This is a genomic window from Streptomyces sp. IBSBF 2435 (genome assembly GCF_036815005.1).
Taxonomy (GTDB): domain Bacteria; phylum Actinomycetota; class Actinomycetes; order Streptomycetales; family Streptomycetaceae; genus Actinacidiphila.
Genome location: NZ_JAJSYW010000079.1, coordinates 25,178 through 36,708, shown reverse-complemented (window position 1 = coordinate 36,708; position 11,531 = coordinate 25,178). Strand labels below are relative to the sequence as shown.

Sequence of the window (11,531 nt, the reverse complement as noted above, 5' to 3'; positions counted from 1 at the left end):
TGTGTTTGGGTGGGGGGGGGGGGGGCCCCCCCCCCCCCCCCCCCCCCCCCCGCCTGCCCTTGCGTCACGCCCGCTCGGCGCCGCCCAGCCACGCGTCGATGAGCCCGGGGTGGTCGGTGGTGACCGCGTCGGCGCCGAGCGCCACGCACCGCCCGAGGTGGTCCCGGTCGGCGGCGGGCCAGATGTCGACCTTCACCCCGCGGTCGCGGAATTGCGCCATCATCCCGGCGGTGAGGCTCGGATCCAGCTCCGGGCAGACCCACGACAGCTCCAGGTCCGTGACGGCCGCCAGCACGGAATCGTCGCAGCGATGGGTGATCAGGCCCCGCCGCACCCGCGGCAGCAGCTCCGCGGCATGGGCCAGGACATCGCGGTGGAAGCTGGTCAGGACGACGCGGTCGGGCAGCGCGTCGCTCCGGTCGAGTTCGGCCAGGGCGGGGACGGCGGCCGCGGCCTTGATCTCGACCTGGACGAGGCCGGGGAAGGCGTCCAGCGCCTCGGTCAGGGTGGGAATGCCTTCTCCCTCGCCGGCGTCCAGCGCGGCCATCTGCGCCCGGGTGAGGTCGTGGACCTCTCCGGTGCCGTTCGTCGTACGGTCGACGGTCGCGTCGTGGATCACCACCAACCGGCCGTCCCGGGACACGCGTACGTCCAGCTCCACCCCGTCGGCGCCCACCTCCTGGGCGCGCCGGAAGGAGCGCAGGGTGTTCTCCGGGGCCTCCTCCCTGGACCCTCGGTGGCCGTAGACCAGGGGCCGCCGCACAGTCGTCACAGGTGCTCCTCGATGGTTTTCCGGTAGCGGTCGACGCCCTTGCGCAGCTTCGCGGCCACGTCCGAGAAGGCCTTCTCCGCCGGGGTGTTGCCCGACCACATCCGCTGCAGGCCGGTGTAGATCTGCACGTTGGCGTTCGGCACCATGAGCCGGACCCGGTCGCCCTTGCGGACCAGCGGAAGCTGCTTGACGGCGGTGGAGTAGTTCGGGTCCTCGGCCAGCAGTCCGGACAGCACCGGGGTCGTGACCGCGGCCGGCACCACCGGCATGTACCCGGTCCGGGCCGCCCACTGGGCGGCGTTCTCCGGGCGGGCCAGGAAGCGGACGAATTCCACCGCGGCCTGCTTGCGCTCGTGCGGGGTCCGCTTGAAGATGCCGAGGCCGCCGCCGCCGGTGTTCACCGCGAAGTCCTTGTGCCGGGGCAGGAGTCCGGTGCCCAGCTCCCAGCCGCCGGCCTTCGCCATCTCGGTCAGCTTCTTCAGACTGCCCGTCGAGGTCACGAGGCTGGCGATGAGCTGGTTGCCCAGGTCGCTCGCGGGGTCGTCCGACATGTAGGCGATCTTCTCCTCGAAGATCAGCCGCCGCTGCCACTCGCCCGCCTCGACCGCCGCCTCCTTGTCGATGGTGACGTCGAGCCCGTCGGAGTAGGCGCCGCCCCACTGCCAGGCGGTGCACTGGAACTGCCAGTCGCCGTCGACCTTCTGGTAGGCCTCAAGGCCGACCTTCTTGCCGTGCAGCTTGATCCTGGTGATCTCCTTGGACCAGTCGTGCAGTTCGTCCCAGCTGGCGGGCGGCCGGTCGGGAGTGCCGGCCTTCCGGAAGAGGGTGCGGTTGTAGTAGAAGAGCGGCGTCGACCGGGCCAGCGGCAGCCACCAGGTGCGGTCACGCAGCCGGCCCTCGCCCAGCAGCTGCTTGTTGTACGTACGGTCCAGCTCGCCGCTGTCGAAGTACGCGTCCCACGGCTCCAGAGCGTCACCGAAATAGAAGCGGTACCACTTCACGTCGGAGAGCACGCACAGGTCGGGCGCCTGTCCCGCCAGGAGGCCGACGACGGCCTTCTGGGCGCAGTCGTCGTACGAGCCCTGGAACTGCACGTCGACGTAGATGTCCCGCTGTTCCCGGTTGAAGGCGTCGGCGAGCGCCTGGAGGGCGTTGCCGGGCACGGCGGCGAAGGCCGACCACAGGACGACCCGGGTACGCCGCCCGAACGCGGCGGGCACGGAGCCGCCGGGCTGGCCCAGCGGCCCGGTGGAGATGCCGCAGGCGCTCAGGCCCGCCGCCGCCGAGGCGCCGAGACCGAGGCCCAGCAGACGGCGGCGGCTGACGGAGGACTGGCTCACTTTCCGGCTCCCTGGGTCAGTCCCGCGATGATGTACCGCTGGGCGATGAAGAAGACGACGAGGACCGGCACGATCACCATCACGGTGCCGGCCAGGATCGCGCCCCAGTTGGTGTAGGTCTCCTGGTTCTTCAGGAAGAGCAGGCCGACCGGCAGGGTCCGCATGTCGGTGCTGTTGGTCACGATCAGCGGCCAGATGAAGTCGTTCCACTTCGTCACCATGGTGACGATCGAGACCGTGATGACCATCGGCCGGGACATCGGCAGGACGACCCGGAAGAGGGTGCGCAGATGGCCCGCGCCGTCGATCCTGGCGGCGTCCATGACCTCCATGGGCAGCGTCATCATGTGCTGCCGCAGCAGGAAGGTGCCGAAGACCGAGCCGAGCCCCGGCACGATGAGGCCGGGATAGGTGTTGACCCAGCCCAGCCGGGCGATGGTGAGGAAGTTCGGCAGCAGCGTCACATGGCCGGGCACCATCATCGCGCCGAGCAGGAACAGGAAGAGCCACTTCTTGCCGGGGAAGGGCAGGAAGACGAAGGCGTAGGCGCACATCAGCGCCGTGCAGACCTCGATCGCCGTGCCCGCGAGCGCCACGACGGCGGAGTTGATGAAGAACCGGCCGAAGGGGGCCGCGTCCCAGGCGTCCTTGAAGTTGGCCCAGCGCAGGTCGGTGGGGACCCAGCGCGGCGGATACCGGTAGATCTCCGGATTGGTCTTGAGCGCGGACGACACGAGCCAGTAGAGCGGTCCCGCGGCGACGACCGCCACCAGGACGAGCAGGGCGTAGAGGCCCAGCCGCTTGGCACGGCCGGGGCGGCGCGGCGGACGGGCCGCGGTGTCTGCCATGGTGACGGTCACTGGTAGTGCACCTTTCGCTCCAGAAAGCGGGCCTGGACCGCGGTCATGAGCAGCAGCACGACGAACATGATCATTGCCGCGGCGGAGGCGCGGCCGGCGTCGAAGGCCCGGAAACCCTGGTCGTAGATGAACCAGCTCAGGATGGATGTGGACGTTCCCGGTCCGCCGCCGGTCATCACGGCGATCACGTCGAAGGCCTGGAAGGTGCTGATGACGGAGGTGACCAGGAGGAAGAAGGTGACGGGGGACAGCAGCGGCAGGGTGATCCGGGTCAGCCGCCGCCAGGCGCCGGCGCCGTCGAGCGCGGCGGCCTCGTAGACCTCCTTCGGCAGGCCCTGGAGGCCCGCCAGGTAGACGACGGCGACGAAGCCGATGTTCTTCCAGAGGTAGACCAGCACCAGGCCGGACAGCGCCCAGTGCGAATCGGTCATCATCGCGGGGGCGGCCAGGCCGATCGGCGCGAGCAGCGGGTGGATGAGGCCGTAGTTCGGGTCGAAGATGAACAGCCACAGGGTGCCGACCGCCGCCCCCGACAGCACGTAGGGCGCGAAGACCAGGGTGCGCACCGCGCTGCGGCCGCGCAGGCGCTGGTTGAGCAGGAGCGCGGTCAGCAGTCCGAGGAGCATGCCCCCGGCGACGATGCCGACTACGAACAGCACGGTCGTCCACAGGGTGGTGCGGAAGTCCGGGTCGCCCAGCAGGTCGGTGTAGTTGCCCAGGCCCACGAACCCCTTGGTGGCGGAGATCATGTCCCAGTCGGTGAAGCTGAGGTAGGCGTTGTAGACGACCGGCCAGTAGGCGAAGAGCAGCAGAAGCAGCATGTTGGGCGCCGCGAAGGCGAGGAACAGCAGGTGGTCGCGGCGTTTGCGCCTCGCTCCGGCACGGCGGGAGGCGCCTTCGGCGGCCGGTGGCCGCTCGGGCGCGGCGACACCGTCCGGTATCAGGTCGGTGGCAGACACGGATCGTGCCTCCTTACGGAAGGGCTGCAGGACGCCGGGACGCTCGCCCGGACGATGAGTCCTAGATATCAACAGGTGTGATGAGAAGGGAACACCTGGGGCGGTGACAATCTGATACTTCTGGCCCGACATAAGCGGGCACTCACAGGTAAAAGTGAGAGTCCCGTTACGTTCCGCTGTCGCCTGTGTCATCCGTGTGCGTCCGGACCGGTGCGGGCCGAAGTCAAAGTAACACCGAAGACTTGATTTCTAGCAGGTGTGATGTGAGATTTACTGCTCCACGACACCCGTCACGTTTGGAGAGCCATGACCACCTCGCAGGCAGGCCGCCCCGGCGTCTCGCGCCGTAAGCTGCTCAGGTCCTCCGTCGCCGGGGGGGGGGGGGGGGGGGGGGGGGGGGGGGGGGGGGGGGGGGGGGGGGGGGGGGGGGGGNCGCGCGCGCGCGCCCCGCCCCCCCCCCCCCGCCCCCCCCCCCCCCCCCCCCCCCGGGCGGCGGGGCCCCCCCCCCCCCCCCACGGTCGGCACGCCGGTCAGTGCCGCCGCCGGCGGCACCGGAGCCCTGGCGGACGGCGAGCGGTTCGACCTCACACAGCCCTCGTACGACCTGTTCCGCAATGTCGCGCTGCACAGCGCCACGGTGCTCCAGGGTTTCGCCTTCGACGACGTCAACGGCCGGCTGTTCACCATCCAGCTCACCTCGGGCACGGGCAGCACCTCGGGCGACCTCACGGTCACCCAGCTGTCCCTGACCGGCCAGCAGTCGGGCTCCATGACGCTGACCGGCTTCGGGCACGGCGTCTCGATCGCCGCCCAGCCCGTGGGGCCGGACACCTACCTGTGGACCGAGAAGGACGCCAACGCCAACGGCTACGGCGCCCACCTGACCCGCTTCCGGTTCGTCAACGGCTCCACCCTCGACCACGGCGCGGCCTCGCTGCCCACCTACACCCCCGTCGCCGGGGGCCTGGAGTTCACCTGCTCCATCGACGCGCAGCACGACCGGATGGCGGTGCGCTACCACACCCCGGCCGGCAAGCGGATCGCGCTGTTCCCGCTCGCCGACGCGACCGCGGGCACCTTCTCGAACACGATCCTCGACATCGCTCAGCCGGACGAGCTGGCCTCGGTCACCATCCAGGGGTACACGCTGTACGGGAACTACCTGTACACCCTGGACGGCACCGCCTACAGCGCGGCGAACCCCGATCCCGGCAACACCTACGTCCGCGCCGTCGACCTGGGCACCGGCGAGGTCGTGCAGCGGTTCCTCACCACGGCCGGCGGCTCGCTGACCTACCGTGAGCCGGAGGGGATGACGGTCTCGGTGATCCAGGGCGAGCCCCGGCTGTACTTCGGGTTCGCCTCGCAGACGGGCAGCCCGCGGCTGGCGAACATCTTCTACAAGAAGGCATGGATCTAGAACCCGCGCCGGCCGCGCGCAGACCCCCGGCGCCGCCGCTCCCGCTCGCGCTCGGCCCGGCGCACACCCGCCGGACCCCGGGGCGTAACGCGGTGCACAGCGCCGAGGACCGGCTCGTCCGCGTCCTCGGCGCCCCCGGCCGGGCCTGGGCCCGGCAGGCCCTGCGGCCCCTGGACGCCCTGCCCGGCGGGCAGGGCGCGCAGTACGCGGCCACACTCGGCAGCGCGCTGGCCCGGGGGAGCAGCGGGGCGGCCCGGCGGACGGGGGTCAGCCGGAAGACCGTCGCCGCCCGCTGCGCCCGCGCCGGCCTGCTGCTGGACCTGGACCTGGACGATCTGCGGGACCGGGCGCTGCTGGACCTGGCGCTGCGGCTCGCCCGCGGGCCGGCGCGGCGGGCACTGCCCGGCCCCGCGCCGCGGCTCGCGGAACTGCTCCGGTCGCAGCAGGCCCGGGCGTGGGCGATGGACCTGCTGCGTCCGCTGGTGGACGACGCGGGTCCGCTGCTGACGACGGTACGTGCCTGGATCGGCTGCGGCGGACGGGTGCAGGACTGCGCCGAGTTGATCGGACGGCACCCCAACACCGTCCGCAACCACCTGTCCTCCTGCGAGGAACTGCTGGGCCGCCGCCTCATGGGACGCGGCGGCGGCGCGCACGTTCTCGTCACCGCCCTCGGCATCCTGGGCGGTGGGGAGGGGCCGGCCGGGCAGGAGGCGGCACCGGAGGGCCCAACGGCCGATTGCGGCCGTATCAGTTGGTACCGGATGTAAAAAGTGGGAAGACCGGGGCATGACGGGAATCCACCGGTTGTAGCGTAAACGGATGATTCATATCGCCTCGGTCGTCTGGGACCCCGACGGCGGCCAGGGCCTGCGTCAGCTCGCCGAGCTGGGGCTGGCCTTGGTGCTGTCGACGCTGATCGGACTGGAAAGAGCAGTACGGCAGAAAAGCGCCGGCCTGCGCACCCACACGCTGGTGGGTGTCGGCACCGCGCTGTTCATGGAGGTCTCCCAGCACGGCTTCAACGACGTGCTGGGGACGTACGGCGTCGGCCTGGACCCCTCGCGGGTCGCCGCACAGGTCGTCAGCGGCATCGGATTCATCGGCGGCGGCCTGATCTTCGTACGGCGGGACGCGGTACGCGGCCTGACCACGGCGGCCACCATCTGGCTGACGGCCGCGATCGGCATGGCCTGCGGCGGCGGACTGATCCTGCTGGCCGTGGCGGTGACCGGTGTGCACTTCCTCGTCGTGCACGTCTTCCCGATGATCACCAGCCGCTTCCCCGCCATGTCCGCCTTCGAGGAGACCGACCTCCAGCTCTCCTACGAGGTGGGCGGCGGCGTCCTCGCGCGGGTCCTGGAGAGCTGCACGGGCGCGGGATTCCGGGTGGTCACGGTGAATGTGGACCAGGCGCCCTGGACAGTGGGGCCCGGCGATCAGCACACACCGGGCACGGCCCGGGTCCGGCTGTCGATCGAGGGGACGGGCGACATCGCCGCGCTGGTCGCCCGGCTGGCCGAACAGCACGGCGTGATCGGCTTCCGGTCGCCGATACCCGCCGACGAGGAGTGACCCGCGCTCGCTCCGGACCGCGGCGGTGCGGGTCGGAGCGGGCGCCCGGCGGCCCGGGTCCGTATCACCGGGCGACGATGACGCAGGCCGCGGCCAGGCCGACGGCAAGGGCGACACACCCGGCGGCCGTCGCGACACAGCGCCGCTTCATGAGCGCGTACCGCTCGCTGTACTCGCCGCGCAGTTCGACCGCCCGGTCGCAGTTGCGCTGGAGCATGGCGCGTGAGGCGGCCACCCGGTCCGCCACATAGACGTGCATGATGTCCTCGCGCTGCGCGGACGTCAGCCACGGCAGGTGCGCGGCGAAAGCCGTCGCCCGCCGGCGGGCGTCCTCGACCTCTGCGTTCCACAGCAGGTAGCCGGCCATCTGGTCGAGCCCGTGCTCGTCGTGGCTCTCCGCTCTCACCGCTCGTCCCTCAGCTCGGCCGGACACTTATTTCTGCTTGTCGCCCGGGGCGACGGTGACCGACCTGTCGGGGCGGTTCGTCGCCTCGTCGAGGACGGTGATCTCCGGGTGGTGCAGGTCGAAGGCCGGGGATTCGGAGCGGATCCGCGGCAGCGAGGTGAAGTTGTGCCGCGGCGGCGGGCAGGACGTCGCCCACTCCAGCGAGCGGCCGTAGCCCCACGGGTCGTCCACCTCGACCTTCTTGCCGTACTTTGCGGTCCTCCACACGTTGTAGAAGAACGGCAGCATCGACAGGCCGAGCAGGAAGGAACTGATCGTGGACACCGTGTTCAGCGTGGTGAAGCCGTCGGTGGCGAGGTAGTCGGCGTAACGGCGCGGCATGCCCTCGGCGCCCAGCCAGTGCTGGACGAGGAAGGTGCCGTGGAAGCCGAGGAAAAGNGCACACCGCCGGTCACGTACATGTGGTGCGCCCACACCGTCACCGACAGGCCCGCGATGGAGATCGTCGCCGCGACCAGGCCGATATAGCCGAACATCGGTTTTCGGGCGAAGACGGGGAGGATCTCGGAGACGATGCCGAAGAACGGCAGCGCGATGATGTACACCTCCGGATGGCCGAAGAACCAGAAGAGGTGCTGCCACAGCAGCGCTCCGCCGTTTGCCGCGTCGAAGATGTGCGCGCCGAATTTGCGGTCGGCCTCCAGCGCTAGCAGCGCCCCGGCCAGCACGGGGAACGCCAGCAGCACCAGCACCGAGGTGAGCAGCACGTTCCACACGAAGATCGGCATGCGGAACATCGTCATACCCGGTGCGCGCATGCAGATGATCGTGGTGGTGAAATTGACCGCGCCGAGGATGGTGCCGAAGCCGGAGAAGGCCAGGCCCATGGTCCACAGGTCGGCGCCGATGCCGGGCGAGTGGACCTCGCTGGACAGCGGCGAGTACGCGAACCAGCCGAAGTCGGCCGCGCCCTGCGGGGTGATGAACCCGCTCATCGCGATCAGCGAGCCGAACAGGTAAAGCCAGTAGGCGAACATGTTCAGCCGCGGGAACGCCACATCCGGCGCGCCGATCTGCAGCGGCATGATCCAGTTGGTGAAGCCGGCGAACAGCGGTGTCGCGAACATCAGCAGCATCGCCGTGCCGTGCATCGTGAACGCCTGGTTGTACTGCTCGTTGGAAAGGAACTGGGTCCCCGGCCTCGCCAGTTCGGCCCGCATCAGCAGTGCCATGACCCCGGCGACGATGAAGAAGCCGAACGAGGTGATCAGGTACATCGTCCCGATCGTCTTGTGATCGGTACTGCCCGCCCAGTTCACGATCACGGTGCCGGGCCGCTTGCGCTTGGCCGGTACTTCGTCCTGATACGTGTCGTCGAGGTCGGCGGGATCCGCGGTGTCGCTCGTCGTCACGTTCTGCTCCGCCCGGTTGCAAAGGTTTTCAGCACGGAAGCAGACTCTCGGCACCGCACCCCGCCCTTGCGGCAGCCACGCCGCTGTTTCAGCCGATGGGGGGACCGCGAAATGATGAACGGCGCTACCGCGAGAAGCGGACCGCGTCGCTCGTGCCCTGCGCGTCGAGTTCGAGCACCCCGCCGTCGGGCGTCACATAGACCGTGCCCGCGGTGAAGCGCTCACGGGCGGTGGTGGCGGCGGGCAGGGCCGCGACCGGGGTGGCGCGGCCGGTGCGCGGGTCGAGCTGGACCAGCTGCGGGGCGGAGACCGGGCCGGCGAGCGCGAAGACCCGGTCGTCGCCCGGGGCGGCCGTGGCCAGCGCGGTGGCGGGGTAGGACCACAGCCGCGCCCCGGTGGTGGTGTCGTAGGCGTCGATCTCGGGGACGTCGGCCGTCAGGGCCGGGGTGACCAGGATGTTCCCGAGGAGCCGGGCGGAGTGGTCGGCGTCGCTGTCGTTGCCCGGCGCCAGCTCGGTGTCGCCCACCGCGAGCTTGCGGCTGCTCCCCGAGGCGGTGAAGACCCGCACGCTGTCCTCGCCGGCGATGTGCACCGAGGCGATCAGCGGTGACCCGGAGAAGACGTGCGCCAGATCGGTGTGGGCGTTCTGGACCCGGCTCCAGAGCACCTTCCCGGTCCTGCCGTCGTAGGCGGTGAGGCTGAACGGCTTCCTGCTGTCGGCGCAGTAGTCGTCGACGACCACGATCCCGGCGCTGCCCCAGTCGTAGGCGTTGCAGTAGTAGCCGCGTGCCGTGAAGCCCCACACGCGGTGGCCGGTGCGGACATTGAGCCCGCCGAGGAAGTTCTCGCTGACGATCGTGGCGATGTCGCCCTGCAGATAGGTCGTCGCGCCCACCGGGGTGGGGTGCTTGGCGTCGACCAGCGGTACGGTCCACAGCACCGTTCCCGTGGCGGTGTCTATCCCGGCGAGCGTCGTGCAGGACGTGCCGTCCGCGCCGAAGGCGACCGTGCCGAGGCCCTTGGCGGTCAGCGTGGGCGACATCGCGCAGGGGCTGGTGCCCTTCCCCGCCGCACTGCCCGGCAGTGCGGCGGTCCACACTGTGTCGCCGTCGGCCAGGTCGTAGGCCGTGACGCCGCCCCGGGTGCTCGCGCGTATCAGCAGTCTGCCGGTCAGCCAGCTGCCGATCAGCTCGTCGTCCGCGGCGGGCGCGCGCACCTTCCACGCCGGGGCCAGATGCTTCGACGCCGACGGTGCCGCCTCCTCCCGGTGCATGGCGAAGGCCGCGCCTCCCGCGGCCACCGCCAGCACGACCAGAACGAGCAGGATCCGCCCGGGCCGTCGCCGGCCCCCGCCCTCCGGCAGTGGGGGGGCGACCCCGTTGTCGACAGTCCTGCGGCCAGGAAAGGCCCCCCCGGCGTCCTGCCTTGGCGACGTCACCGTCGTCATCCCCGCACTTCCGCTCTGCTTGCTGCCTGGTCGCTTCTGCCCTGTGCTGCCCGGCCGGTCGCCGGTCGTACGTACCGCCGGAAGGCCCCCCGCCTCCCGCCCCCTGTGCTCGGCCGCCTGTCCTCAGCCGCTCCCGAAGGCGTGTCCGAACCGGTGGCGCGCGGACTCGGCCCGGAAAGCCGCCCGGGAGCCCACCGAGGTGTCGATCCGCCAGTCCATCACCTGGGAACCGCCCGGCCAGGTCTTGCGCTGGTCGTACCAGACCAGCCCGATCACCCCGGCCTTCGCGGCGCCCGCGAACAGGTCGCGCACCTGCGCCTCCTTCCGGGCGCTCTCCGCCACCGCGGTCTCGGTGATCAGCACCGGCTTGTCGGAGAAGCGGGCGATCTCGCGCAGTGTCGGGGTGAACAGCTCCGAGAAGGAGGCGCCGTCGATCGGGCCGTAGTAGCCGATCAGGCCGGTCCAGTCGACGTAGGAGTCGCCCGGGTAGTAGGGCCGCAGCTTCGCGGTGGCGCCGGTGTCGACCACATGCGGGCTCCACGCCCAGATGACGTTGGTGACGCCGAGGCCGTGGAAGACGTCGTGGACGTGCTTCCAGGCCGCGACGAAGTCGTCGGCACCGGCGTGGCCCGGGCCCCAGGAATTCCAGGGACCGTTCATCTCACCGGCGAAGGACAGCACCAGCGGGCCGCGGTAGCTCGCGATCTGCTGCGCCAGCTTGCGCACGTACGCGTCGTCGTGGCCGCCGCCGATGTCGGCGAGCGAGGTGTCGGAGGGGACCAGCGCGAGCATCGGCAACTGCCCGTGCTTCCACAGGAAGGCGTTGCCCTCCGGATCGAAGTCGTCGCCCCACGAGCTGTAATATTCACGGATGTCCGGCGCCCGGCCCGCCTGCGTACCGAAGGCCTTGACGATGTCGTACTGCCACGGCGTCTTGTCGTCCACCACGCCGAGCATCCGCCCTGCCGGACGCAGCATTGACGCGACGTCGAACGGAGCGCCCGATGTGCTGCCGCCGCGGGCCGTGGTCCCCGCGGTGTCGGACGACCCGTGGCCGGAGCCCGGGCCGCCGCAGGCGTAGGCCGCGAACAGCGCGACCGCGGTGAGCACGACGGCAGCCGGGCGGCCGGAGCGGCGGATGGTGGCCATGGAGGGGTTCCGATCGGGCGGGTGGAGACGTTCGCGACCAGGATCCTATGCGTCGGGTGCCCGCCAGGCATATTTTCATCTCAATATGGTCACGTAGGTAGGATAGATCGTCATAAGTAGGGCACCCACTCGGACATGTGCGGCTTAGCGGCGCTATTTTCGACACCCGGAGCAGCCGCGGCACGAATCGA

At 70.6% G+C, this 11,531-nt stretch carries 10 protein-coding genes and 1 pseudogene; 3 read left to right on the top strand and 8 right to left on the bottom strand.

Going from position 1 to position 11,531, the window contains the following annotated elements:
• Positions 1 to 64 precede the first annotated feature (64 nt).
• The 4 genes from V7E46_RS17495 to V7E46_RS17480 are packed head-to-tail and all read right to left on the bottom strand — an operon-like array spanning position 65 to position 3,931.
• Positions 65 to 772 (bottom strand): glycerophosphodiester phosphodiesterase, encoded by a 708-nt coding sequence (locus V7E46_RS17495; RefSeq protein WP_333769261.1) that lies wholly within the window; start codon positions 770 to 772, stop codon positions 65 to 67.
• Positions 769 to 2,112 carry an ABC transporter substrate-binding protein gene (locus V7E46_RS17490; protein ID WP_333769260.1) on the bottom strand — a complete coding sequence of 448 codons (1,344 nt, stop codon included), beginning with the start codon at positions 2,110 to 2,112 and terminating at the stop codon, positions 769 to 771. Before V7E46_RS17490 ends, V7E46_RS17495 begins: the two co-directional genes overlap by 4 nt.
• Positions 2,109 to 2,972 carry a carbohydrate ABC transporter permease gene (locus V7E46_RS17485; RefSeq protein WP_329173834.1) on the bottom strand — a complete coding sequence of 288 codons (864 nt, stop codon included), beginning with the start codon at positions 2,970 to 2,972 and terminating at the stop codon, positions 2,109 to 2,111. Before V7E46_RS17485 ends, V7E46_RS17490 begins: the two co-directional genes overlap by 4 nt.
• Positions 2,969 to 3,931 carry a carbohydrate ABC transporter permease gene (locus tag V7E46_RS17480; protein WP_333769259.1) on the bottom strand — a complete coding sequence of 321 codons (963 nt, stop codon included), beginning with the start codon at positions 3,929 to 3,931 and terminating at the stop codon, positions 2,969 to 2,971. The genes V7E46_RS17485 and V7E46_RS17480 overlap by 4 nt, the downstream gene beginning before the upstream one ends.
• 637 nt (positions 3,932 to 4,568) lie before the next feature.
• On the opposite strand from V7E46_RS17480, the gene V7E46_RS17475 reads away from it, so the two are divergent.
• Genes V7E46_RS17475 through V7E46_RS17465 form a run of 3 tightly spaced genes read left to right on the top strand, consistent with a single transcriptional unit; the run spans position 4,569 to position 6,926 of the window.
• Positions 4,569 to 5,351: a phage baseplate protein gene (locus V7E46_RS17475; protein WP_333769258.1), complete on the top strand. Its 783-nt coding sequence runs from the start codon at positions 4,569 to 4,571 to the stop codon at positions 5,349 to 5,351.
• Positions 5,342 to 6,121 carry a helix-turn-helix domain-containing protein gene (locus tag V7E46_RS17470; protein WP_333769257.1) on the top strand — a complete coding sequence of 260 codons (780 nt, stop codon included), beginning with the start codon at positions 5,342 to 5,344 and terminating at the stop codon, positions 6,119 to 6,121. Before V7E46_RS17475 ends, V7E46_RS17470 begins: the two co-directional genes overlap by 10 nt.
• Before the next feature lie 52 nt (positions 6,122 to 6,173).
• Positions 6,174 to 6,926: an MgtC/SapB family protein gene (locus V7E46_RS17465; protein WP_333769256.1), complete on the top strand. Its 753-nt coding sequence runs from the start codon at positions 6,174 to 6,176 to the stop codon at positions 6,924 to 6,926.
• Between the two features lie 64 nt (positions 6,927 to 6,990).
• On the opposite strand, the gene V7E46_RS17460 is transcribed toward V7E46_RS17465, so the two are convergent.
• The 4 genes and pseudogenes from V7E46_RS17460 to V7E46_RS17445 form a co-directional block, all read right to left on the bottom strand.
• Complete coding sequence (locus V7E46_RS17460; protein ID WP_443054210.1) at positions 6,991 to 7,332, bottom strand: hypothetical protein; 342 nt, start codon at positions 7,330 to 7,332, stop codon at positions 6,991 to 6,993.
• Between the two features lie 27 nt (positions 7,333 to 7,359).
• Positions 7,360 to 8,744, bottom strand: a pseudogene (locus tag V7E46_RS17455) (cytochrome c oxidase subunit I).
• 124 nt (positions 8,745 to 8,868) lie between these two features.
• Positions 8,869 to 10,191, bottom strand: a complete 1,323-nt coding sequence (locus tag V7E46_RS17450) for an outer membrane protein assembly factor BamB family protein (protein ID WP_333769255.1) — start codon at positions 10,189 to 10,191, stop codon at positions 8,869 to 8,871.
• Between the two features lie 123 nt (positions 10,192 to 10,314).
• A complete protein-coding gene (locus V7E46_RS17445; protein ID WP_333769254.1) occupies positions 10,315 to 11,340 on the bottom strand; it encodes a glycoside hydrolase family 26 protein in 1,026 nt (341 codons plus the stop codon).
• Between the last annotated feature and the right edge of the window lie 191 nt (positions 11,341 to 11,531).

Bases quoted from the DNA above. Each gene is read 5' to 3' on its own strand.
- V7E46_RS17470 (WP_333769257.1), top strand. From the start codon at position 5,342: ATGGATCTAGAACCCGCGCCGGCCGCGCGCAGACCCCCGGCGCCGCCG.
- V7E46_RS17465 (WP_333769256.1), top strand. From the start codon at position 6,174: ATGATTCATATCGCCTCGGTCGTCTGGGACCCCGACGGCGGCCAGGGC.
- V7E46_RS17450 (WP_333769255.1), bottom strand. From the start codon at position 10,191: ATGACGACGGTGACGTCGCCAAGGCAGGACGCCGGGGGGGCCTTTCCT.
- V7E46_RS17445 (WP_333769254.1), bottom strand. From the start codon at position 11,340: ATGGCCACCATCCGCCGCTCCGGCCGCCCGGCTGCCGTCGTGCTCACC.